General features: G+C 70.9%; 21 protein-coding genes. 11 read left to right on the top strand and 10 right to left on the bottom strand.

Features of this window, described 5'->3' with window-relative positions:
- The first annotated feature begins 224 nt into the window (after positions 1-224).
- Positions 225-779 (top strand): hypothetical protein, encoded by a 555-nt coding sequence (locus ACZ7LY_RS13455; protein WP_471624691.1) that lies wholly within the window; start codon positions 225-227, stop codon positions 777-779.
- 365 nt (positions 780-1144) lie between these two features.
- Here the strand turns inward: ACZ7LY_RS13455 and ACZ7LY_RS13450 are convergent, their stop codons facing one another.
- The 4 genes from ACZ7LY_RS13450 to ACZ7LY_RS13435 are packed head-to-tail and all read right to left on the bottom strand — an operon-like array spanning position 1145 to position 3368.
- A complete protein-coding gene (locus tag ACZ7LY_RS13450) occupies positions 1145-1672 on the bottom strand; it encodes a DUF6879 family protein (protein ID WP_471624690.1) in 528 nt (175 codons plus the stop codon).
- Positions 1673-1722: 50 nt separating this feature from the next.
- On the bottom strand, positions 1723-2589 hold the full coding sequence (locus ACZ7LY_RS13445; RefSeq protein ID WP_471624689.1) for a helix-turn-helix domain-containing protein: 867 nt from the start codon (positions 2587-2589) through the stop codon (positions 1723-1725).
- Between the two features lie 22 nt (positions 2590-2611).
- A complete protein-coding gene (locus ACZ7LY_RS13440) occupies positions 2612-3136 on the bottom strand; it encodes a DUF6879 family protein (protein ID WP_471624688.1) in 525 nt (174 codons plus the stop codon).
- Positions 3108-3368 carry a hypothetical protein gene (locus ACZ7LY_RS13435; RefSeq protein ID WP_471624687.1) on the bottom strand — a complete coding sequence of 87 codons (261 nt, stop codon included), beginning with the start codon at positions 3366-3368 and terminating at the stop codon, positions 3108-3110. The genes ACZ7LY_RS13440 and ACZ7LY_RS13435 overlap by 29 nt, the downstream gene beginning before the upstream one ends.
- 221 nt (positions 3369-3589) lie before the next feature.
- Between ACZ7LY_RS13435 and ACZ7LY_RS13430 the strand changes: the two genes are divergently transcribed.
- Positions 3590-3964 (top strand): DUF6415 family natural product biosynthesis protein, encoded by a 375-nt coding sequence (locus ACZ7LY_RS13430; RefSeq protein WP_471624686.1) that lies wholly within the window; start codon positions 3590-3592, stop codon positions 3962-3964.
- Complete coding sequence (locus ACZ7LY_RS13425; protein ID WP_471624685.1) at positions 3961-4161, top strand: hypothetical protein; 201 nt, start codon at positions 3961-3963, stop codon at positions 4159-4161. The genes ACZ7LY_RS13430 and ACZ7LY_RS13425 overlap by 4 nt, the downstream gene beginning before the upstream one ends.
- 266 nt (positions 4162-4427) lie before the next feature.
- Here ACZ7LY_RS13425 and ACZ7LY_RS13420 read toward each other — a convergent pair whose 3' ends face one another.
- On the bottom strand, positions 4428-5483 hold the full coding sequence (locus tag ACZ7LY_RS13420; protein WP_471624684.1) for a LacI family DNA-binding transcriptional regulator: 1056 nt from the start codon (positions 5481-5483) through the stop codon (positions 4428-4430).
- A 254-nt stretch (positions 5484-5737) separates the two neighbouring features.
- Here ACZ7LY_RS13420 and ACZ7LY_RS13415 point away from each other — a divergent pair, with 254 nt between their 5' ends.
- From ACZ7LY_RS13415 to ACZ7LY_RS13385, 7 genes are all read left to right on the top strand, one after another.
- Positions 5738-7069: an ABC transporter substrate-binding protein gene (locus ACZ7LY_RS13415; protein ID WP_471624683.1), complete on the top strand. Its 1332-nt coding sequence runs from the start codon at positions 5738-5740 to the stop codon at positions 7067-7069.
- Entirely contained in the window at positions 7066-8097 is a 1032-nt protein-coding gene (locus ACZ7LY_RS13410; RefSeq protein WP_471624682.1) for a carbohydrate ABC transporter permease, read from the top strand. Before ACZ7LY_RS13415 ends, ACZ7LY_RS13410 begins: the two co-directional genes overlap by 4 nt.
- Positions 8094-8969 carry a carbohydrate ABC transporter permease gene (locus ACZ7LY_RS13405; protein ID WP_471624681.1) on the top strand — a complete coding sequence of 292 codons (876 nt, stop codon included), beginning with the start codon at positions 8094-8096 and terminating at the stop codon, positions 8967-8969. The genes ACZ7LY_RS13410 and ACZ7LY_RS13405 overlap by 4 nt, the downstream gene beginning before the upstream one ends.
- Positions 8970-9216: 247 nt before the next feature.
- Positions 9217-10668, top strand: coding sequence for a GH1 family beta-glucosidase (locus ACZ7LY_RS13400; RefSeq protein ID WP_471624680.1), 1452 nt, complete (start codon positions 9217-9219; stop codon positions 10666-10668).
- Between the two features lie 127 nt (positions 10669-10795).
- The gene (gene aspT / locus ACZ7LY_RS13395; protein WP_471624679.1) at positions 10796-12472 is read left to right on the top strand and encodes an aspartate-alanine antiporter; all 1677 of its coding nucleotides are present in this window, start codon (positions 10796-10798) and stop codon (positions 12470-12472) included.
- Positions 12473-12482: 10 nt separating this feature from the next.
- Complete coding sequence (gene aspT / locus ACZ7LY_RS13390) at positions 12483-14186, top strand: aspartate-alanine antiporter (RefSeq protein ID WP_471624678.1); 1704 nt, start codon at positions 12483-12485, stop codon at positions 14184-14186.
- 29 nt (positions 14187-14215) lie between these two features.
- Entirely contained in the window at positions 14216-15865 is a 1650-nt protein-coding gene (locus ACZ7LY_RS13385; RefSeq protein ID WP_471624677.1) for a bifunctional aspartate transaminase/aspartate 4-decarboxylase, read from the top strand.
- 333 nt (positions 15866-16198) lie between these two features.
- Here the strand turns inward: ACZ7LY_RS13385 and ACZ7LY_RS13380 are convergent, their stop codons facing one another.
- The 3 genes from ACZ7LY_RS13380 to ACZ7LY_RS13370 form a co-directional block, all read right to left on the bottom strand.
- Positions 16199-17674: a glycoside hydrolase family 18 protein gene (locus tag ACZ7LY_RS13380; protein ID WP_471624676.1), complete on the bottom strand. Its 1476-nt coding sequence runs from the start codon at positions 17672-17674 to the stop codon at positions 16199-16201.
- 185 nt (positions 17675-17859) lie between these two features.
- The gene (locus ACZ7LY_RS13375) at positions 17860-19251 is read right to left on the bottom strand and encodes a sensor histidine kinase (protein WP_471624675.1); all 1392 of its coding nucleotides are present in this window, start codon (positions 19249-19251) and stop codon (positions 17860-17862) included.
- Positions 19248-19979, bottom strand: a complete 732-nt coding sequence (locus ACZ7LY_RS13370) for a response regulator transcription factor (protein ID WP_471624674.1) — start codon at positions 19977-19979, stop codon at positions 19248-19250. Before ACZ7LY_RS13370 ends, ACZ7LY_RS13375 begins: the two co-directional genes overlap by 4 nt.
- A 153-nt stretch (positions 19980-20132) precedes the next feature.
- Here ACZ7LY_RS13370 and ACZ7LY_RS13365 point away from each other — a divergent pair, with 153 nt between their 5' ends.
- Complete coding sequence (locus tag ACZ7LY_RS13365) at positions 20133-20711, top strand: hypothetical protein (protein ID WP_471624673.1); 579 nt, start codon at positions 20133-20135, stop codon at positions 20709-20711.
- 265 nt (positions 20712-20976) lie between these two features.
- On the opposite strand, the gene ACZ7LY_RS13360 is transcribed toward ACZ7LY_RS13365, so the two are convergent.
- Entirely contained in the window at positions 20977-21864 is an 888-nt protein-coding gene (locus ACZ7LY_RS13360) for a spermidine synthase (RefSeq protein ID WP_471624672.1), read from the bottom strand.
- Between the two features lie 33 nt (positions 21865-21897).
- Positions 21898-22293, bottom strand: a complete 396-nt coding sequence (locus ACZ7LY_RS13355; protein ID WP_471624720.1) for a hypothetical protein — start codon at positions 22291-22293, stop codon at positions 21898-21900.
- Positions 22294-22442 lie beyond the last annotated feature (149 nt).

Below are 22442 nucleotides of genomic sequence, written 5' to 3'. Positions count from 1 at the left end.
CGCCGGAGCCTGGGAGCCCGCCGACACGACCTCGTAGCCCCTGCGCCCGGCTGACACGCCAGCGCCGCGCCGCTCGCCTCATCAGCGAGCACCCGACCGCCGGTCGCATCTGTGGCAACCCGTGGCGGGGCTTCCGCGTGGGTCACGAATCGACTACTTCGCCTTCGCCGCGACCACATGGCGCCGCATCATGCGCAGACACAGCACAACCGCAGGGGGGACCCATGAGCACCACACCGCCGCAGCCCGATTTCCCGCCGACCACACCGCCCACGCCGCCTGCCACGAAGCGCGCCAGCAACGCAGTCATCATCGGCGCAGCAGCAGTGGTAGCCGCCGCCATCGTAGGCACCGGCATCTACGTCGTGCAGTCCAAGGACGCCAGCAAGCCCGCCGCCGCCGCGTCCACCACCCCAACCCCGAAGGCCGCGGCTGCCGACGACGGCAAAGAAATGACCGACGAGCCGACGTTCGAGGCGCCGACGACCGACGACTTCACGATGACGCTGAAGACCACGAAGCGGCAGTGCTTCGGCTCGGCCGGCTGCAACGTGACTGTCGAGCCGCGCCTGACATACAACGGGCTCACCGACGCCTTGGACGCCGAAGCGGTCTACGAGATCACGTACGAGGTTTCCGGGGACGCGTCGGGGCCGGTGATCGAGACGGCCGAACTGTCGGACCAGACAAGCCTCAACTACACGCCGACGCTGATCAGCACGGCGTCCGCGAGTACGAAGGTGAAAGTGAAGATCACCGACGTCGCCCAGCAGGGGTAGCGGCTCAGTCCGCGGCAGGCGGCCCCGCCTGGGGGGGGCCGGGCGGGGCCGTCCCCCTGTCGAGGCCGTCGTGGTCGCCGGGCGCCCGGTAGTCGATGCAGTCCTTCGTGTGCTTGCTCGTGCAGCGGGTGGCATCCTCCATCCGAGCCAGGTAGGCGCACTGCCTAGCCTCCGTAGCTCCGGTCTCACCTTGCGCAGCCCCGGCGAGCGCGCCCGGGCATCTCCGGAGTCGGCACCTCCATCGCAATGGCGTTCAGCGGGGTGAGAAGAATTAGTGCTGTCAGCAGCGATCCTGTCTTCTCGATCGTGGCCATCACCATTCGCTGACTGCGCTGACGCCGACGGCGGACCGCGTATCGCTTGGGTCAGCGGATCTCGTACGTCTCATGCGGTACCGCCCGCTGCCATACGGCCTCGAAGGCGTCCGCGCAGAGTTTGGCGGCGGCCGGGTCCGTGCTGTCCTCCTGGCCGGCGGAGGCGCCGGCGCCCGTGAAGTGGTTCCAGCGGATCAGACGTCCGTCGAGCAGCCAGAAGTCGTTCCCCGGGAGGGCGAGGTCGCCGGCGCGGCGCCGCGGCAACCAGCGGACCTGTTCGCCGGCGGCGACGTTCACGACGGTGCCCTCGTGTTCGTACCGGATGTAGTCGCTGACCGGCTCGGAGACGATGCGGGCCCGGCGTACGGTCACGCCCCGGGCGACCGTGGCTCCGATGAGGGCCGTCCATGGGGCCCAGTACGCCGACTGCGGATCGGTGTCCGCCTCTCCGGTCGCCCGCCAGCGGGCGAAGTCCTCGGCCTCGGTCTCGACCCCGTAGGCGTCCCGCATCTCCAGATGCACGGCGGAACGCTCCGCTTGGGCGAGGAACTCAGGAAACGGCGGCGTGCTCGACTGCATCGCGGTCCTCCCTCGTGGTCTGCGCCGCCACGCGGTTCCGGCGGCGGCGCTCAGTTCTGCGGTCGGTCCAGGGCCGCTATCGCCCTGGTGATCAGCGCCCGCGCGTCGGCCCCGTACACGGCCATACTGCGGAGCTGTTCGAACGCCTTCAGGTACAGCGCGATCTCGGCGGGCTCCGTGATGTTGACCTCGGCTGAAGTCAGCTCCACCGACACCAGTCGGTCGTCGTACACGTGGAACGTCTCGATCGGCCAGTGGGCACGGTCCCGGGTGCTCGCGGGGATGACGCCGAGGGACACCTGAGGAAGCGCGCCCGCCGTCAGCAGGTAGCCGAGCTGCGCCGCCATCGCCTGCTCGTCGCCGATCTGGAACCGGAGCACGCTCTCCTCCACGAGCAGGAGGAACCTGTGCCCCGGTTCGAGGATCACGCGCGAGCGCTCCACGCGTGCCGCGGCGGCCTCGGGCCCGTCGTTCACGGGAACCTGCCGGAAGTCCGCGATGTTCGTCAGCAGCGCCGATGCGTACCCCTCCGTCTGCAAGAGGCCGGGGACGAGCGTGGACGAGTACACGCGGAACAGCTTCGTGGCCCGGAAGAAGTCGACGACGCTGTCCTGCAGATGCTTCATCCCCGAGCGGACCTGCAGCCGCCACTCCCGGTACATGGCTTCCGCCTGGAGTGACTGCGCGATGAGTCCGTCGGCCTGGTCCGCCGCCCCGCACGCCTCGGTCCACGCCCGGATGTCCCGGACGGAAGGGGCGGTCCGGGCGTTCTCGATCCGGGACGTCTTCGCGTGGTGCCATCCGCATCTGGAGGCCAGTCCCTGCACGGTGAGTCCGGCGCTCAGGCGCAGCTCGCGCAACTTGAGCGCGACCGCCTCGCGGGCGGCCTGCGCGGACGAGGACGGTGACTTGGGCATGGGACTGGTCTACCAGGAGCGTTCAGCGGATCTCGTACTGGCCGTGGGGTATGCCGCGTTCCCACACGGCATCGAACGCGTCGGCGCACAGTTTCGCCGCGGCGGGATCGTCCGTCATCTCCTCTCCGGTCCATGACCCGTCGCCGGCGAAGTGGTTCCAGTGAACCCACTCGTCGTCGAACAGCCAGAAGTCGTTCCCCGGCAGGGCGAGGTCGGAGGCGCGGCGCCGTGGCAGCCAGCGCACCAGCTCGCCCGCGGCGACGTTCGTGAACGTGCCGTCGTACAGGAACCGCGTGTACTCGCTGACAGGCTCCGAGACGATCCGCGCGCGGCGGATGACCGCGCCGCGCCGCACGTTCTCCTGGATCAGGTCGAGCCACGGCCGCCACCACGACTCCCGGTCGTCCGGGTCGTGGCGGAATCCGGCCCGCCAGTCGGCGAAGGGCCCTTCCTCGTAGTCGACCGCGTAGCTGTCACGCATCTCCAGATGCACCGCCGTACGGCAGCGAGCCATCAGGTCATCGAACGTCGGGGCGCTCAAGGGCACTGCATGCCTCCCTCACCATGTCGATCATCCGGGCGGGGATGCGGACCACGGCCTCGCCCGCCGGGATTCCCTTCGCGTGGCCCGGCAGCTCGAACGCCGCGCACTCCGCCTCCAGCTCGGGGCCCGGAACCCACCCCTGGAACACAAGCTCCTGCTTGCGCTCGTCGACCCAGACCGTCGGGCTTTGTTTTTCCCCGGTGTTCGGATCGATCCCGATGAACCGTAATGCCATGACGAACTCCCCAGCACTCGGGTGCAGTTGTGTGCAACACAGTCGCGTAGCAGGGCAGTCCGGTCAAGACCGCAGTTCCGCCAAACTGCTGGCTCAAGCGCAGTTCCTGCACAGTCCTGCACAGCGCTGGTCTCCGCGCCCACCCCCCGGCCTAGCTTCCCTGCCAGCGGCAACCATCCCGCCCCGGCAAGGGGGCGGCCCCCACCCCGCCCGGAGGCGCCATGCCCTGCGTTTCGACATTCCCCGCGCCCGAGGACGAGGGGCCGGACGCCCTGCGGGAGCTGCTCGACGAAGCGGGCGCGGCGCCCTGGACGCGGCCCTCGGCCGAGCGGCGTACGGAGTTGGACCACCGGCTGCGCACCGAACTGCGCCGGCTCCTCCCCCGCGTACAGGAACGAACCGCCCGCCTCGACAAGGGCACCCGCGCCTGGTACTCCCGGGACAAGGCGGCCGGCGACGCGCGGAGCGCCCTCGCGGCGGGGCTCAGCCCCTCGGCGCTCTCCGCGTGCGTCACCCTGACCGAACTGGCCCGGCACGTGCACATCCTCGACGCCTACGACACCGGTGAGGGCGGAAGCGAGGGCGAAGCGTCGTGACGTACGAGAGCGCCCGCGTCTGCGCCCGCTGCGACGAAGCGATCCGTACCGGGGACGCCACCGAACTGCTCCCCGTATTCGCCGCCTCCGGCCCCGGCGCCTCCGTGCTCCTGCACAAGACGTGCCCGGTCCCCCGCCCGCACCGCCAGACCACCCTGGACCGCGCCCCGGCCGGCTTCGGCGACCCCCACCCCTGACCCGCCGCCCGCCCGCGGGTTCACGTCCCGTCACTCACCCGGCTCCGCCCACCCGACCGCGGGTTCAGGTCCCGTCACTCACCCCGCCCCGACCGACCGCGGGTTCAAGTCCCGTCACTCACCCTGCTCCGCCCCGACCGACCGCGGGTTCACGTCCCGTCACTCACCCTGCTCCGCCCCGACCGACCGCGGGTTCAAGTCCCGTCACTCACCCCGCCCCGGCACCCCTGCCCCGGCGCCGCAGGAAAGCCCGCCGGGGCCGCCGCCTAGGACGACGCCCTGATGATCAGTTCCGTCGGGAGGACCAAATGGCGTTCCGTGCGGCGGCGCGGTGAGGAGCGTTTGCCCTCGGCGGCGAGGGCGATCTCGTCCAGGAGGAGTTCCGTCATGGCGCGCCCCATGTCCCGCGTCGGCTGCCGCACACTCGTCAGCCCCGGCTCCATGTGCCGCGCGATGACCGAGTCGTCGAAGCCGACGAGCGCCACGTCGTCCGGGATGCGCCGCCCCGCCTCGCGCAGCACCTGCCGCGCGCCGGACGCCATCAGGTCCGAGCAGGCGAAGACCGCGTCGAGGCCGGGGCGGCGCTCAAGGAGTTCCGTCATGCAGCGCCGGCCGGCCTCCTCGGTGAAGTCGCCGTACGAGACCAGCTTCTCGTCGTACGCCATGCCGTGCGCGGCGAGTTCGTCCTCGTACCCCGACAGGCGGCATCGCGCGCCGTACACGTCCATCGGGCCGGTGATGATCGAGACGGCGCGGCGGCCCCGCGTCAGCAGGTGGGCGACGGCGCTGCGCGCCCCGGCGTAGTTGTCCGTGTCGACGGAGGGCAGCGGCTCGTCGGCGGAGCGCGGGCCGCTGATCACGGTCGGGATGTCCATCTGGAGGAGCCGGTCCGCGAGCGGGTCGTCGGCGTGCACGGAGACGAGGAGCACGCCGTCCACCCGGTGCGCGGCGAGGTAGGAGGCGAGCCGGTCCTGCTCGCGCTCGCCCCGGGCGAAGGTGAGCAGGAGCTGGAGGTTGGTCTCGGCGAGGGCGAGTCCGACGCCGCCGACCATGCCGGAGAAGTACGGCTCGGAGAAGAACCGGGACTCGGCCTCGGGCACGATGACGGCGATGGAGTCCGTGCGGTTGGCGGCGAGGGCGCGGGCCGCGGTGTTGGGCACGTACCCGAGTTCGGCGACGGCCTCCTCGACGGCGGCGCGGGTGCGCTCGCTGACCCTGGGCGAGCCGTTGATCACCCGGGAGACCGTGCCGCGGCCCACCCCCGCCCGGGCCGCGACCTCTTCCAGGGTCGGACGCCTGCCGTGCGTGCCGCGAGCCGCCATGACTGCTACCTCCCAAGTCTCACGGCGGAATCTAACAGCCCGATAACCGCGGCAAGTTGCCGCTGCCGACTCTCTTGACACCCATGGGCCGAGCCGCGACTCTTCAACACATCACCGGTGGGAGCGCTCCCACCCTCGTGGACGCTTAAAGAAGCCGCACGTTCCCCGCCGGAGCCGCAGTACCACGCACGGGCCCCTGTGCAGCAGTTGGCCGGGATCGGCACGTAGAGCACTTGAGCACTTGGAGGACGCAAATGCGCACGACTGTTCGTACGTCCCGACGCGTGATGACCCTCGGGGTCGTCGCCGCCCTGGCCACAGGGCTGCTCGCCGGGTGTGCCAGCGATGACAAGGACAACAGCGCCGACGGCTCCTCGGGCGGGGGCGGCGCGGGCAAGGGCGGCACGACGCTGACGGTCGGCACGTTCGGCACCTTCGGCTACAAGCAGGCCGGGCTCTACGACGACTACATGAAGCTGCACCCGGACATCAAGATCAAGGAGAACGTCACCACCCGCACCGACGTCTACTGGCCCAAGACGCTGACCCGGCTCCAGGCCGGTTCGGGCACCGACGACGTGCAGGCCATCGAGATCGGCAACATCACGGAGGCCGTGCAGACGCAGGCCGACAAGTTCGTGGACCTCGGCAAGGAGGTCGACAAGTCGCAGTGGCTGGACTGGAAGACCGCCCAGGCCACGACCAAGGACGGCCGCACGATCGCGCTCGGCACCGACATCGGCCCGATGGCGATCTGCTACCGCAAGGACCTCTTCCAGAAGGCCGGCCTGCCCACGGACCGCACGAAGCTCGCCCAGATGTGGAAGGGCAGTTGGGCCAAGTACGTGGACGTCGGCAAGGACTACATGAAGAAGGCGCCGGGCGGCACCAAGTTCGTCGACTCCGCGTCCTCCGTCTACAACGCGGCGCTCGGCGGCGCCAAGGAGCGCTACTACGACGACGGCGGCAACGTCGTCTGGGACAAGTCCAAGGGCGTCAAGGAAGCCTGGGACGCGGCGATGACCGTGGCGACCAGTGACATGTCGGCGAAGCTCAAGCAGTTCGACAAGCCCTGGGACCAGGGCTACGCCAACGCCACCTTCGCCACCGTCGCCTGCCCCGCCTGGATGATCGGCTACATCCAGGAGAAGTCCGGCGACGCCGGCAAGGGCAAGTGGGACGTGGCTGCGGCCCCGACCGCGGCCAACTGGGGCGGCTCCTTCATCGGCGTACCGAAGGCGGGCAAGCACCAGAAGGAGGCCATCGCGCTCGCCAAGTGGCTGACCGCGCCCGAGCAGCAGGCGAAGGTCTTCGCCAAGCAGGCGAGCTTCCCCTCGACGCCGTCCGCGTACGCGTCGCTGAAGCCGAAGCCGGACACGCTCGCCTACTTCTCGAACGCGCCGATCACGCAGATCTTCTCCGACTCGGCCAAGACGATCCCCGTGCAGATCTTCGGCATCAAGGACCAGCCGATCAACACGGCGATCACCGACACCGGCATCCTCCAGGTCGAGCAGAAGGGCAAGTCCCCGGCGCAGGGCTGGGACGCGGCCACCAAGGAAGTCAAGGACGTGCTCGGCCAGTGACCGGCTCCGACCAGGCTCTCGCGCGCGCCGCGTCGAGCGCCGACGCCGCGCCCGGCTCGAAGGAGCCGGGCGCGGCCCGGGGCGCTCACGGTCGCGGTACGGCGTCCCAGGGCTCCGGCTCCTGGCGCAGCCGCCTGTACCGCTGGGACATGAAGGCGTCGCCGTACGCGTTCATCGCCCCGTTCTTCCTCGTCTTCGGCGCCTTCTCGCTGGTGCCGCTGCTCTACACCGCGTGGTACTCGCTGCACCATGTGCAGTTGTCCTCGCTCAACACGCAGACCTGGGCGGGGCTCGACAACTACACGAACCTCTTCCAGTCGGACTTCTTCTGGAACGCGCTCAAGAACACGTTCAGCATCGGTGTCCTGTCGACCGTGCCGCAGTTGCTGGCCGCGCTCTGGCTCGCGCACATGCTCAACTACCGGCTGCGCGGCTCGACCGTGTGGCGGGTCGTCGTCCTCACCCCGTACGCGACCTCGGTGGCGGCGGCGACCCTCGTCTTCGTGCTGCTGTTCTCGCCGGACAACGGCATGGTCAACTGGGTGCTGCACCTGTTCGGCGCGGACCCGGTCAACTGGCGGGAGTCGAACTGGGGTTCACAGCTCGCCGTCTCCTCCATCGTGATCTGGCGGTGGACCGGGTACAACGCGCTGATCTACCTCGCCGCGATGCAGGCCATCCCCGGTGACCTGTACGAGTCGGCGGCGCTGGACGGCGCGAACCGCTGGCAGCAGTTCCGGCATGTGACGATCCCGATGCTGCGGCCCACGATCCTGTTCACGGTCGTCGTCTCGACCATCGGCGCGACCCAGCTCTTCGGTGAGCCGCTGCTGTTCGGCGGGGTCAGCGGCACCAAGGGCGGCTCCGAGCACCAGTACCAGACGCTCGGCCTGTACATGTACGACCAGGGCTGGATCGTCGGCAATCTCGGCAAGGCGTCCGCCATCGCCTGGTCGATGTTCCTGATCCTGCTCGTGATCGCCGCGGCGAACCTGCTGATCACCCGACGGCTGAGGAAGTCCCGATGACCACCATGAGCGAAGTGCGCCCGCGCGGACGCCGGCGGATCACGGGCGCGGGCAAGCAACTGCACGCGGGTCCCGTGACGTACGCGGTCCTCGTGCTGTTCGCCGTGATCTCGCTGGCGCCGCTGGCCTGGACCGCCATCGCCGCCTCCCGCACCAACCAGCGGCTCGCGCAGACCCCGCCGCCGTTCTGGTTCGGCGGCAACCTCTTCAAGAACCTGCGTACGGCGTGGGAGCAGGCCGGCATGGGCACGGCCATGTGGAACACGATCCTCGTCGCCGGGACGGTCACCGTGGGCACGGTGCTGTTCTCGACGCTGGCCGGGTTCGCTTTCGCCAAGCTGAAGTTCCGCTTCTCGTCGGCGCTGCTCCTGCTGACCATCGGCACGATGATGGTGCCGCCCCAACTGGCCGTCGTGCCGCTTTACTTGTGGATGACGGACCTGGGCTGGGCCAACCACCTCCAGACCGTGATCCTGCCGACGCTGGTGAGCGCCTTCGGTACGTTCTTCATGCGGCAGTACCTGGTGCAGGCGTTGCCCTCCGAACTCATCGAGGCGGCCCGGGTGGACGGCGCGAGCAGTCTGCGGGTCGTGTGGCATGTCGTCTTCCCCGCGGCGCGGCCGGCGATGGCGGTGCTCGGGCTGCTGACGTTCGTCATGTCCTGGAACGACTTCCTGTGGCCGATCATCGCGCTGAACGGGGAGAACCCGACGGTTCAGGTCGCCCTCAACCAGCTCGGCACGGGGTACATCCCGGACGACTCCGTGATCATGGCGGGGGCGTTGCTGGGGACGCTGCCGCTGCTTGTGGCGTTCTTGCTGTTCGGGAAGCAGATCGTGGGCGGCATCATGCAGGGCGCCGTCAAGGGCTGACCCTCTCTGCCCTGCCTGGCCCGCGTCCGTCCCTGTCTTCCGGCTGACCGCCCGGTGGGTGGCTGGCCGCGCAGTTCCCCGCGCCCCTTCGGAGCGCACTACGTGCGCCACCTCTATCGGGGGAGGCAGGGGCGAAGCCCCGCCTCCAGGGGCGCGGGGAACTGCGCGATCAGCCACGACGAACCCGCACCCGGCACACCACCCCGACCCCCACCCCCCAACCCGCACCGAAAATGGGAGCGCTCCTATGACCACCGTAGAGAACAACACCCGCCCCCACCCCGGCCACCCTGGGCCCCCGTTCCCCGGAGGGTTTTTGTGGGGCGCCGCGACCGCCGCGTACCAGATCGAGGGCGCGGCCCGCGAGGACGGCCGCACGCCCTCGATCTGGGACACGTTCAGCCACACCCCCGGCAAGGTCGCCCACGGCGACACCGGCGACGTCGCCGTGGACCACTACCACCGCTGGCGCGACGACGTCCGCCTCATGGCCGACCTGGGCCTGACCGCGTACCGCTTCTCCGTGGCCTGGCCGCGCGTGCAGCCCACCGGGCGCGGCCCCGCCGTCCAGCGCGGCCTGGACTTCTACCGGGGCCTGGTCGACGAGCTGCTCGCCCAGGGCATCGAGCCGATGGTGACGCTGTATCACTGGGACCTGCCGCAGGAGCTGGAGAACGCGGGCGGCTGGCCGGCCCGTGACACCTCGTACCGGTTCGCGGAGTACGCGGGCCTGGTCGGCGAGGCGCTCGGCGACCGGGTGGAGAACTGGGTGACGCTCAACGAGCCCTGGTGCAGCGCTTTCCTCGGGTACGGCTCCGGCGTGCACGCCCCCGGCCGCACCGACCCGGCCGCCGCGCTGCGCGCCGCCCACCATCTGAACCTGGGCCACGGTCTCGCCACGCAGGCGCTGCGCGGGGTGCTCCCGGCCCGCGCCCGGATCGGGATCAGCCTGAACCCGAGCGTGGTCCGCGCGCTCACCGACGACCCCGCCGACCAGGACGCCCGGCGCCGTATCGACGCGCTGGCCAACCGGGTGTTCACGGGCCCGCTGCTCAAGGGGGCATATCCGAAGGACCTGTTGGCGGACACGGCCGGGGTGACGGACTGGGCGTTCGTCGAGGACGGCGACACGGCGACCGCGCACCAGCCGCTGGACTTCCTCGGCATGAACTACTACACGCCCGCCGTCGTCTCCGCCGCCCGCCCGGGCAGCGAGGGCCCGCGCCTGGACGGGCACGGCGCGAGCGACCACTCCCCCTGGCCGGGCTCCGACGACGTCGTCTTCCACCACGCGCCCGGCGAGCTGACGGCGATGAACTGGCCGGTGGACCCGACGGGCCTGACCGACCTGCTGCTCGACTACACGGCCCAGGCGCCGGGCGTGCCGCTGTACGTCACGGAGAACGGCGCCGCGTACGAGGACACGGTCGACGAGCAGGGCCGCGTCCACGACCCGGAGCGGGTGCGCTATCTGCACGCGCACCTGGCGGCCGTGCAGGAGGCGATCCGCCGGGGCGCGGACGTGCGCGGCTATTTCCTGTGGTCGCTGCTGGACAACTTCGAGTGGTCCTACGGGTACGGCAAGCGGTTCGGCGCGGTGTACGTGGACTACGAGACGCAGGCCCGTATCCCGAAGACCAGCGCGTCCTGGTACGCGGGCGTGGCCCGCGCGGGCGCGCTGCCGGCCGCCGAGGAGTAGGCGGGGCCGGGGGAGGCCTGCCCGGGGGGTGTCCGGGGGTCGGTGCGTTCGTCTGGCGGGGTGACGCATCGGCCCTTATTTTGCGCATATGCCTGAATTGCCTTTTGTTGAGACCGACTGAGCCGCCATGGGCGTACTCAAGGACCACCCCGAACTCGTCCTGTTCGCCAGTCTCGCGCTCGGCTACCTCGTCGGGAAGCTGCGCGTGGGACCGCTGACCCTGGGCGGAATCTGCGGCACCCTGATCGTCTCCCTGCTGCTCGGCGCCTGGACGAAGGCCGAGATCGACGGGGACGTGAAGACGGTGTTCTTCGCCCTGTTCATCTTCGCGCTCGGCTACATGGCCGGGCCGCAGTTCTTCCGCAACCTCAACAAGAAGTCGCTGCGCTTCTTCGTCCTGTGCGGCATCGAACTGGTGTGTGTGCTGGGGATCGCCTTCGGCCTCGCCAAGTGGTTCGACCTGGACGTCGGCACCGCCTCCGGCATCCTCGCCGGGGCCGCCACCGAGTCCGCCGTCGTCGGCACCGCCACCGAGTCCATCGGCAAGCTGAGCGGTCTGACCTCGCACCAGATCAGCGAGTACCAGGGCAACGTGGCCACCGCGTACACCGTCTGCTATCTCTTCGGCCTGATCACGATCGTGCTCTACACGAGCCAGATCATGCCGATGATGATGCGGATCAATCTGCGCGACTCCGCCCGCGCCCTGTGGGAGCGCACGCGCAGCAGCGGCAGCCTGGAGTCCGACGAGCTGCCCTCGCTGCCCCCCATGGTCGGCCGCACCTACCTCGTGACCACGGCCGACGGACGCACGGTCGGCGACCTGGAGCAGGAGCTGGGCGAACGGGTGACGATCGAGTCGGTCAAGCGGGGCAGCAAATTCCTCACCCCCGCGCCCGACCTGCGGCTGACCCTCTCCGACCTCGTGCTCGTCGTGGGGCGCCGGGCCGAGACCATCACCGCGGGCCGTCTCATCGGCCCGGAGACGGCCGGGGTGCCGGGCATGGACTCGCCGCTCGCCACCCGCCAGGTCGCCGTCACCGACCGGGCCAACGACGGCAAGACCATCGACCAGATCCAGCGGGAGAACCCCGAGTTCCTGACCGACGGGGTCTACGTCACCGACGTCACCCGCGCGGACCAGGACCTCCCCGCGAGCGGTGACACGGTCGTGCACCGCGGTGACGTCCTGACCCTGGTCGGCGCCCGCGCGGGCCTGAACCGGCTCGTCGCCAAGCTCGGCTCGACCGTCAAGAACGACGCCACCGACTTCATCTACCTGGGCCTCGGCATCGCCGCCGGCTCGCTGCTCGGGCAGGTCGTCGTCAAGTTCGGGGACGTGCCGATGTCGCTGGGCACCGGCGGCGGCTGCCTGATCTCGGGCCTGCTGTTCGGCTGGTTCCGCTCCCGGTCACAGACCTTCGGCGCGTTCCCGCCGCAGGCCGCGAACACCATCAAGGACATGGGCCTCGCGGTCTTCATCGCCTGCACCGGCCTGATCTCGGGCCCGCAGGCGTGGCCGCTGCTCAAGCAGTACGGGGCCCTGCTGCCGTTCGCCGGGATCGCCATGGTGCTGATCCCCGCGACGATCTCGCTCCTGATCGGCCGCAGGCTGCTGAAGATCGAGCCGCCGCTGCTCATCGGCGCCATCGCGGGACAGCAGTGTTCGACGCCGGCGATCACCGCCGTCACCCAGGTGGCCCAGTCCTCCGTACCGATGCTGGGTTACACGATCACGTACGCCCTGTCGAATTTCCTGCTGCCGCTGACGGGCCCGGTGCTCGTAGGCGTGCTCGGACACTGAGAGGACAGCCGTGATCGACTTCCTCAACCGGAACATCTTCCAGCCCCACCCCGAGCTGCTGGTCTTCATCACCGTGGCGCTCGGCTTCCTCTTCGGGAAGCTGCGCTACAAGGCCATCGCGCTCGGCGCGGTCACCGGCTGCCTGGTCGCGGGGCTGCTGCTCGGCGCGCAGTTCAAGGTCACCATCGACGGGACCGTGAAGAACCTCTTCTTCACGATGTTCCTCTTCGCCCTCGGCTACAAGGTCGGCCCGCAGTTCTTCCGCGGACTGAAGAAGGACGGGCTGCCGCAGGTCGTCAACGCCATCGTCGTCTGCGTCACCGGCCTGCTCGTGTGCTGGGGCTTCGCCGCGCTGCTCGGTTACGGGCCCGGCCTGTCGGCGGGGCTGCTGGGCGGGGCGCTCACCCAGTCCGCCGTCATCGGTGTCGCGCAGGACGCCATCGGCAACCTGCCCGGCCTGTCCTCGGCGCAGGTCAAGAGCGAGGGCAACCTCGTGGCGATCGGCTACGCGGTCACGTATCCGCTCGGCACGATCCTGTGCGCGATGCTGCTCGCCAACATCCTGCCCAAGCTCTACCGCAAGGACCTCGCCGCCGAGTCCGCCGCGCTCGCCAAGGAGCTGGACGCCCCCGAGGACAACCCCGACCTGCGCGACGCCTACTACGAGATCGTGCTGCGGGCCTACACGATCCAGCGGCCCGACCTCGTCGGCCGCACGATCGACGACTTCGAGAACCAGCAGAAGGAGATCGGCAACCGCATCTACATCACGCGGGTGCGGCGCGACGGGCAGATCCTCGACCACGACCAGCAGACCGTGCTGCGCGAGGGCGACACGGTCGCCGTCAGCGCGCTGCGCGGCTCCCTCGTCGACTACGACGCCCGCGCCCACATCGGCCCCGAGTCCGACGACGTGGAACTGCTCGCGTACGAGAACGAGACGCTGCACGTCGTCGTCTCCGAGAAGGCCCACCTGGGGCAGACCATCTCCGAGCTGCGGCGCGAGCCGTTCATGGTCGGCGTGTACGTCGACAAGGTGTACCGCTCCGGCTCGGAGTTCCCCTACCGGCTCTCCACCAAGGTCGAGCGCGGCGACACCCTCGTCCTCGCCGGGCCCAAGCGGCTCGTGGACCCGGCGGGCGCCGCGCTCGGCAAGCCGGTGCCGACCTCGTTCGCCACGGACATGATCTGGGTCGGGCTCGGCATCTTCCTCGGCGGCTGCATCGGCATCCCGGCGCTCACCGCGGGCGGTGTGCCGATCTCGCTGTCCACGTCGGGCGGCGCGCTGATCATGGGCCTGGTCTTCGGCTGGATCCGCGGCAAGCACCCGACGTACGGGAACGTGCCGCCCGGCGCCCAGTGGTTCATGGACACCCTCGGGCTGTGCCTGTTCGTCGCGGTCGTCGGCATCAACGCCGGGCCGAGCTTCACCTCGGGCCTGTCCACGGCCGGCTGGGGGCTGCTCGTGTTCGGCGCGGTCGCCACCGTGATCCCGCTGATCGTCGGCTTCCTCGTCGGCCACCACATCCAGAAGATCCGCTTCCCGATCCTGATGGGCGTCCTCGCGGGCGGCCAGACCACCACGGCCGCCATCGGCGCGATCAACGAGTCGTCCCGCTCCCAGGTGCCCACGCTCGGCTACACCATCCCCTACGCCGTCGGGAACGTGCTGCTGACCATCTGGGGCGCCGTGATCGTCCTCCTCCACCACTGAGCAACCCCGCCCGTACGTAAGGAAGAAGCATGCCGAAGTCCACGCTGTCCCGCGAAGAGATCAAGCAGTACGCCCAGCTCTCCCCGTTCGAGCTGAAGAACGTCTTCATCAAGCTCGCCGAGGAGGCGCAGGCCGACCAGCCCGGCCAGAAGGAGAAGTCGAGCGTCCAGATGCTCAACGCGGGCCGCGGCAACCCGAACTGGGTGGCGACCGGCCCGCGCGAGGCGTTCTACGCGCTCGGCTACTTCGCCCTCGAGGAGTCGGGCCGCGTGTGGACCGCCGACAACCTCGGCGGGATGCCCGAGGTGAAGGGCGCCTACGAGCGCTTCGACACGTTCGTGCGCCGCCACCCGGACCTGCCCGGCGTCGAGCTGCTCGCGCAGTGCGTACAGAAGGGCATCCAGCGGTTCGGGTTCGACAAGGACGCGTTCGTCCACGAACTGACCGACAGCTCGATCGGCGACAACTACCCGATGCCGGACCGCATCCTGCACCACACGCAGGAGATCGTGCGCGGCTACATCGCCGACGAGATGTTCGCCGGGAACGCGCCCGCCGGCGACTTCTCGTACTTCGCCACCGAGGGCGGCACCGCCGCGATGTGCTACATCTTCGACTCGCTGATGAAGAACGGCATCCTGCACAAGGGCGACAAGATCGCCCTCATGGTCCCGGTGTTCACGCCGTACATCGAGATCCCCGAGCTGGACACGTACGAGTTCGACGTCACGTACGTCGAGGCCAACATGTTCGCCGAGGCGGGCGTGCGCGAGTGGCGCTACCCGGAGGAGGAGGTGGCCAAGCTCGCGGACCCCGAGATCAAGCTCGTCTGCCTGGTCAACCCCTCCAACCCGCCCTCCCTCGCGCTCAGTCAGCGGGTCACGAACCAGATCAAGGACATCGTGGCCACGAAGAACCCGAACCTGATCGTCGTCACCGACGACGTGTACGGCACGTTCGTCGAGGGCTTCCGCTCCATCGCCGCCGACCTGCCCCGCAACACGCTGCTCGTGTACTCGTACTCCAAGCACTACGGCTGCACGGGCTGGCGGCTCGGCGTGATCGGGCTGCACGACGACAACGTCATCGACGAGATGATCGCCAAGCTGCCGGCCGCCGAGACGGAACGGCTCAACAAGCGGTACGGGACGCTGACGCTGGAGCCGGAGAAGATCCGCTTCATCGACCGGATGGTCGCCGACTCGCGGCAGGTCGCCCTCAACCACACGGCCGGGCTCTCGCTGCCGCAGCAGGTCATGCTCGCCCTGTTCTCCCTCTTCGACATGCTGGAGGAGGGCCAGGAGTACAAGCGTCGCATCCGCGCGATCGTGCGGCAGCGCCTCGAACTGCTGCTTGAGGGCGCCCAGATGAAGATCGCGGATGATCCTCGGCGGGCCGCGTACTACATCGAGCTGGATCTGATGGCGCAGGCGCAGTTGGAGCACGGGGACGAGTTCGCGGCGTTCCTGGAGAAGAACTACGAGCCCATCGACCCGCTGTTCCGGCTTGCCCGGCAGACGGGGGTCGTGCTGCTCAACGGCGGGGGTTTCGAGGGGCCTCAGTGGTCGGTCCGGGTCTCCCTCGCCAACCTCGACGACCTCGACTACCTGAAGATCGGCCACCACCTCCGAGCCATCTTCAACGACTACGCCGAAGAATGGCGCACCGCCAAGTCCTGAAACACCCTGAGTCCAACTCCCCCCGCTCCTCAATCGCCGGAGGGGCTGGGAGTATGCGCTGAGGCCAACTCCCTGAGGGGCGCGGGCACGCTGCCGCTGAGAAGGGACGCTGAGATCAGCCCCGTAAGGGGCGCGGGGAACTGCGCGAGCGGCCACGACGAACCCGGCACTCTGGGGCGCTGCCCCAGGCCCCGCTCCTCAATCGCCGGAGGGGCTGGGAGTTGGGGCTGAGGCCAGCCCCCAGGGCCCCAGGGCCGGAGGCCGCCGGAGGGGCCGGGAGTTGGCGGCGAGGCCAACTCCCGCAGCCCCCAGCCCCCGCAGGAAATGGTCCGGTCAGTTGAGCGTGGCGAACGCCTTTTGGAAGGCAGCCGGCGCCTGGGCGACTGAGCTGCACGTCGGCTGCGCGGAGCCCCCCGCACCCCCAGGGCACGCCCGGTCACGGCTCGCCGACCACATCGACAACCCGCCGACCCCCTTGGCCTTGGCAAAAGACACGAGCTGCGCCGCATCGGCCACCGAGAACGTCTCCGTGGACACGTCGTTGACCCCGATCATCGGCGTGATGCCCACCGCCTTCCACGCCGCCGCGTCGGACAGCCCCAGCGCCGCCTTCAACTGGGCCTGCGTCGCGGTGGCCGCCTGCTCGGCGTAGTCGCCCATGTCACCGCCGTAGGACGCGCCGTAGTCCATCGCCATGATGTTGACGAGGTCGGCGGTGACACCGTTGGCCTTGGCGTTCTTGAGGAAGTTGACGCCGTCCGAGGTCAGCCCCTCGGGCATGACGGGCAGCGTGAACGACACGTTCAGCTTCGGGTTGTCCTTGCGCAGCACGGCGATGGCCTGCGCCCGCCGGGTGTTGGCGGCGGTGTCGGGCAGCGCCCCGCCCTCGACGTCGAAGTCGACCTTCGTCAGCTTGAACGCGTCGACGGCCTTCTGGTACGCGGCCGCCAGCGACGCCGCCGAGGAGCAGGACTGCGCGAGTTCCGTGCCGGACGCGCCGCCGAAGGAGACCCGCACATCACCGCCCGCCGCCCGCAACGCGCCGATCTGCGCGGCGACTTCATCGCTGCCGAGGTCCGTGACACCGCCCCACTTCGGCGTGCAGGACCCGCCGGAGGTGACGAACGCGAGGGTGTACTCCTTGACGCCGGTCGCCTTCGCGGCGGCGACCAGGTCGAACTTCGGGTACAGGGACGTGTCCACGTACGGGGAGAAGCGGGCGCCCGCCGCCGTCCCGGTGCCCGGCGCGGCGGTGGGGGTCGCGGTCGCCGAGGGCTTCGCGGTCGCCGTCGGCTTGGCCGTGGCGGTCGCCGTCGCCGTGGGCTTCGGCGCCGGGGTCGCCGTCCGGCTGGGGCGGCCCGAGGGCGTCGGGGTCGCGCCCGCGTCCACGGAGCAGGCGGCGCCGTCGATGCGGCAGCCCGTGGGGTCACCCGCGCCGGTGACGACGAAGCCGACGGTGACCGAACGGCCCGCCGCCAGACCGCCCTTGTCCCACGCGGCGGGCGTGACGGTGACGTGCGAGCCGGACACCTTCGACTCGGCGTTCCACAGCGAGCCGAGGCTGCTCCCGGCGGGCAGGTCGAACTCCAGCTTCCAGCCGGCGCGGTCCGTACCGGTGGAGTTGGTGACGACGTACTGGCCGGTGTACCCGCCGGACCACCCGCTCGTACGGGTGTAGGCGGCGCCGACCGAGGCCGCCGACGCGTTGGACGCGAACAGGACCGCGCCGCCACCCACGACGGCCGCCGCGAGGACCGCGCCGATCGCCTTGTTCCTGCCGCTGATCCTGCGCCGGTGCGTCCTGCTCATCGCGTGCCTGCCTTACGTCTGCCTGGGGGGAAAGGGCGAGTTGCCCCTCGGGGGGGTCAGGTCCGAGGGGCGACGCAGACGCTAGCGGGGACAGGGCCGTCAATTCGGGCAAGCCGGAAGGGCGTTGAGGATCTTAGGACGCGCTTAAGGAAGGCATCGGGAGCGATTAAGGGCCGGGTCCGCTCTCAGGAACGGGTGCGGTTCAGGGGGCGCAGCAGTGATCTGCGGTCCCTGCCCCGGTGGCCGCGTCCGTGCCGGGTGCGCGCCGCCGAACGGCCGTCGAGCTGGATCCAGATCCGCACCTCGGTGCCGCCCAGCACGGACGACCCGATGCGTACGTCACCGCCCGTCGACTCGGCGAGGCGGCGCACGATGTCCAGGCCGAGGCCCGTCGAACCGTCGCTGCCCGAGCCCCGGCCGCGCGCCATCGCCGCCTCGGGGTCGCGGATGCCGGGGCCCGCGTCGGACACCAGCACGATCACCGCGTCCTCGGCGCTGTGCACGTCCACCGCGAACGCCGTGCCCTCGGAGGTGTGCCGGAAGACGTTGCCGAGGAGCGCGTCGAGCGCGGCGACGAGATCGCCGCGCGCCACGGGAATCCGTACGGGCCTGTCGACCCCGGCGACGCGCACCTTGCGGCCCTCGTCCTCGGCCAGCGCCGACCAGAAGTCCATGCGCTCGCGGATCACCTCGGCGGCGTCGCAGCCGGTGCCGGGCCCGGCCGCCGCCGTCTGCGGCTTGGCCTCGCGGGCGGTCCTGATGATGGTGTCGACCTCGCGCTCCAACTGGGCGACGGCCGCCCGGGTCTGCTCGGCGGCGGGACCCTCGCCGAGCGAGGCCGCGTTCAGGCGCAGCACGGTCAGCGGGGTGCGCAGCCGGTGCGAGAGGTCGGCGGCCAGCTCCCGCTCGTTGGCGAGGAGCTGGACGACCTGGTCGGCCATGGAGTTGAACGCGATGGCCGCGAGCCGCAGTTCGGTCGGCCCGTCCTCGGGCACCCGCGCCCCGAGCCGCCCCTCCCCCAGCTCGTGGGCGGCGCCGACCAGGCGCTGGGCGGGCTGCACCATCCGTACGCCGAGCCGGTCCGCGACCGCCACCGAGCCGATGACGAGGGCGATGCCGACGCCCGCGAGGACCAGCCAGGCGGTCCGCACGCCGTTGGTGACCTCGGCCTGGGGCACGTACACCTCGACGACGGCGATCTTGCCGCTGCTCACCGCGATCGGCTGGAGCCAGACGGAACCGCCGGGCACGTCCACGACCGTGGCCCGCGAGATGCGCAGGTCCTCGTCGTCGACGCGCTGCCGCCCGAGCCGGATCTCCGGGTTGCCGCCGGCGGCCGGGACGCGGACGGAGAGCCGGTCCTCGCCGCCGGGCTGGGCGGTGGCGAGGGCGCGGGCCAACTGGTCGCGGTCGCTGGTGATGGACAGGGTCGGCCCGATCGCGGCGGCGGTCCGCTCGGCGTTGGAGAACGCGCGGTCGCGGGCCATCTCCTTGATGACCAGCCCGAGCGGGACGGCGAAGGCGACCACGACCATCGTCGTCACGGCCAGGCACACCCGCACGAGCGCCCATCTCACGGCGCGGCCTCCGGACGCGGCGGGCCCTGCGGGGTCTCGGCGACGGGCGGCTCCAGCTTCACGCCGACGCCGCGCAGGGTGTGCAGATAGCGCGGGCGGGCGGCGGTCTCGCCCAGCTTGCGGCGCAGCCACGACAGATGCACGTCGATGGTCTGGTCGTCGCCGTACGACTGCTGCCACACCTCGGCGAGCAGCTCCTTGCGGGCGACGACGACGCCGGGCCGCCCGGCGAGGAACGCGAGCAGGTCGAACTCGCGGCGCGTCAGGTCCAGGCGCCTGCCGTCGAGTTCGGCCTGGCGGCGCAGCGGGTCCACGGACAGGCCGCCGACGCGGATGACGCGCGAGGGCGGTTCGGCGGCGACGCTGCCGCGCGAGCGGCGCAGCACGGCCGCCATCCGGGCCGACAGGTGCTCGGGCGAGAACGGCTTGGTGAGGTAGTCGTCGGCGCCGTCGTTCAGCAGCCGTACGATCTCCGACTCGTCGTCCCGCGCCGTCGCGATGATCACGGGGACATCGGTGATGCCCCGCAGCATCTTGAGCGCCTCCGCCCCGTCCAGATCGGGCAGACCGAGGTCCAGGATCACTACGTCGAACCGGAAATGGGCGACCTCGCGCAACGCCTCCAGTGCCGTGCCGACGCTGCGGACCGTGTGGGCCGCGTCGGTCAGGTGCCGGATGAGGGCGGAGCGCACGAACTGGTCGTCCTCGACCACGAGCACACTTGCCATGGGCGGCACCGTACGCCATCCGGGCGAAGCCGGTCCCCTCGCCGGGTGACGTTGGTCCCGTGGGACAACAGCGAGCCTCGTGGTGCAGTATGGCCCGCGATGCCTCCTACGTCACCGTCGTCACCCCAGCCCCCCGCGCGCCCCGTGCGTCCCGTGCGGCGCGGTGTCGTGCACGCGGTGGCGTGGCTGCTGGCGACGGGGGCGTCCGTGACGCTGTCCTGGTGGGGCGTCCATACGGTGATGACCGGTACGGCGTACGACCCTCCGCAGGCGTTGCCCGTGACCGGGGAGCGGGCCGAGGCCGTGGCGCCGCAGGCCTCCTCCACGCACCGGCCCGAACCGTCGCCGTCGCCCTCGGCGTCGTCGGCTCCGCCCCGGGCCGTACGTTCCGCTCCGGCGCCGCCCGCCTCTACGGCACCGCCTTCCCGGTCCCCTTCGAGCACGCCGGGGTCTTCGGCGCGGGGTCCCTCTTCGGGGTCCGGGGCCGGGTCCGGGGCCGGGTCCGGGTCCGGGTCGGTCAAGAGCTACTCCACGCGGGGCGGGCAGGCGGTGTTCGACATCGGGACGTCTTCAGCGACGCTGGTGTCCGCCACTCCGGAGGCGGGGTGGTCGGTGCAGGTGTGGAAGCAGGCGTCCTGGATCCGGGTGGAGTTCACCTCCGGCGCGGACAAGGTCTCAGTCTTCTGCTCCTGGCACGACCATCCCCCACTGGTAGAAGTAGGCAGCTACTAGCTCGCCGCGAGGGGGCGCGGGGAACTGCGCGCTCAGCCACGACGCACCCGGCACTCTGGGGCGCTGCCCCAGGCCCCGCTCCTCAATCGCCGGAGGGGCTGGGAATTTGGGGCTGAGGCCAACGCCCATGGCCGGAGGCCGGAAGTGGGCGCTGAGATCAGCCCCGTCAGGGGCGCGGGGAACTGCGCGAGAAGCCCCACCGGGGCTGCACCCGAAGCACAACGATCACGCACCCGGCGCTGACATCCCCGTAAGGGGAGTTGGGTCAATGGAAGACCGAAGGGGGTGGGGGTGGGGAGGGTTTGGACGTGGGGTCCGTTGTGGGGGGCGCGCCCGCTGTGAAGTCCCGTAGGGCCCGCCCGTGCTCCACCCGCCCCGGATGAGGATCACTGGCGGCCCGCCGCGTCAACTCCGGCACAGCCAACACCCCCGCGGAAGCGACAAGCACCGCGTTCCCGAACCGCTTCCCCCGAAGAACCGCCGCGTCAGCCACAAGCGCAAGCTCGGGAAAGACGACCCCCGCGGTGGCGATCTGCCCCCGCAGATAGGCCAGCGGAGGCCCGTCCGCGAGGTTGGCGACATACGTGCCGCCCGCCCGCAACACCCGCCGCACCTCGCCCAAGAACTCCGTACTGGTCAGATGCGCCGGCGTCCGCGCCCCGCTGAACACGTCCGCGACGACGACGTCCGCCCAGTCGTCCGGCATCTTCGCCAGCGTCTCCCGCGCGTCCCCGGTCCGCACCCGGATCCGCGCCCCGGGGTCCAGGGGAAGCTCCCGCCGCACCAGTTGGACCAGCGCCCCGTCCCTCTCGACGACCTGCTGGGTGGAGCGCGGCCGGGTGGCGGCGACGTACCGCGCGAGGGTGAACGCGCCCCCGCCGAGGTGCACGGCGTGCACCGGCCGCCCGGGTTCGGCGGCGAGGTCGAGGACGTGCCCGATGCGGCGCTGGTACTCGAAGGCCAGCCGCGCGGGGTCGTCGAGGTCGACGTACGACTGCGGGGCGCCGTCGATGAGCAACGTCCAGCCCGCGGGCCGCTCCCGGTCGGGTATCAGCTCGGCGAGCCCCCCGTCGACGCTCTCGACGACCGGCTCCCGCGCCCCCCGCCCCGCGCCGCCGCCCTTGCGCCCCTGACTCCCGCGTGACCTCGCCATTCGCCCATTATCGGGCCCGCGGACCCGGACGGCTCAGCGGCAGCTGTCGGCGGCGGCGATGAGCCGCGCGGCCTCGTCGAGCGCGGCCCGCAGCACCACCGGGTCGGTGACCGGGCCGCCCGCACCCCTGCCGCCCGCCGGGTCGGGCGGCAGCAGCCAGCCGGTGCCCTCGCCGGGCGGTGCCGGGGAGGGGCCCCGGCCGGTCCGCGTGTGCGTACAGGCGCTGCCGGGGACGTCCCAGCCGTCGGCGGTGCCGGGCGGGACGAGGAAGCCGAGGGTGGCGCCGCCGTCGTGCAGCACCGGGCCGACGGGCTCGGCGCGGCCCCGGCGCAGGATGTCGACCGCCTCCAGGCCCTGCCGGGCGGGCACGGTCACCAGATCGCAGGCGCCGGGCTCCGGCGCCGGGCGCTGCCGCTCCGTCGACGCCATGGGCTGTGCCGGGTCCCTCACGTCGGCCCCTCCTCGCGTATGGGGTTTCGCCATACGGTTCAACGCCCGGCGGCGTCAACGGCAACGGCGGCACGCCGCCGCAAAGGATGGCAGTTCATGGCAGATCGTGGGTGAGATATCCGGTTTGT

This window comes from Streptomyces sp. NPDC107550 (assembly GCF_055639095.1).
This window is presented reverse-complemented; position numbering and strand designations above follow the sequence as displayed.

Excerpts from the sequence above, each read along its gene's own strand:
- ACZ7LY_RS13430 (WP_471624686.1), top strand. The coding sequence starts at position 3,590 with ATGCCCTGCGTTTCGACATTCCCCGCGCCCGAGGACGAGGGGCCGGAC.
- ACZ7LY_RS13420 (WP_471624684.1), bottom strand. The coding sequence starts at position 5,483 with ATGGCGGCTCGCGGCACGCACGGCAGGCGTCCGACCCTGGAAGAGGTC.
- ACZ7LY_RS13380 (WP_471624676.1), bottom strand. The coding sequence starts at position 17,674 with ATGAGCAGGACGCACCGGCGCAGGATCAGCGGCAGGAACAAGGCGATC.
- ACZ7LY_RS13385 (WP_471624677.1), top strand. The coding sequence starts at position 14,216 with ATGCCGAAGTCCACGCTGTCCCGCGAAGAGATCAAGCAGTACGCCCAG.
- ACZ7LY_RS13445 (WP_471624689.1), bottom strand. The coding sequence starts at position 2,589 with ATGCCCAAGTCACCGTCCTCGTCCGCGCAGGCCGCCCGCGAGGCGGTC.
- ACZ7LY_RS13370 (WP_471624674.1), bottom strand. The coding sequence starts at position 19,979 with ATGGCAAGTGTGCTCGTGGTCGAGGACGACCAGTTCGTGCGCTCCGCC.
- ACZ7LY_RS13400 (WP_471624680.1), top strand. The coding sequence starts at position 9,217 with ATGACCACCGTAGAGAACAACACCCGCCCCCACCCCGGCCACCCTGGG.
- ACZ7LY_RS13455 (WP_471624691.1), top strand. The coding sequence starts at position 225 with ATGAGCACCACACCGCCGCAGCCCGATTTCCCGCCGACCACACCGCCC.
- ACZ7LY_RS13435 (WP_471624687.1), bottom strand. The coding sequence starts at position 3,368 with ATGGCATTACGGTTCATCGGGATCGATCCGAACACCGGGGAAAAACAA.
- aspT (WP_471624679.1), top strand. The coding sequence starts at position 10,796 with ATGGGCGTACTCAAGGACCACCCCGAACTCGTCCTGTTCGCCAGTCTC.
- ACZ7LY_RS13450 (WP_471624690.1), bottom strand. The coding sequence starts at position 1,672 with ATGCAGTCGAGCACGCCGCCGTTTCCTGAGTTCCTCGCCCAAGCGGAG.
- ACZ7LY_RS13405 (WP_471624681.1), top strand. The coding sequence starts at position 8,094 with ATGACCACCATGAGCGAAGTGCGCCCGCGCGGACGCCGGCGGATCACG.
- ACZ7LY_RS13360 (WP_471624672.1), bottom strand. The coding sequence starts at position 21,864 with ATGGCGAGGTCACGCGGGAGTCAGGGGCGCAAGGGCGGCGGCGCGGGG.
- ACZ7LY_RS13355 (WP_471624720.1), bottom strand. The coding sequence starts at position 22,293 with ATGGCGTCGACGGAGCGGCAGCGCCCGGCGCCGGAGCCCGGCGCCTGC.
- ACZ7LY_RS13415 (WP_471624683.1), top strand. The coding sequence starts at position 5,738 with ATGCGCACGACTGTTCGTACGTCCCGACGCGTGATGACCCTCGGGGTC.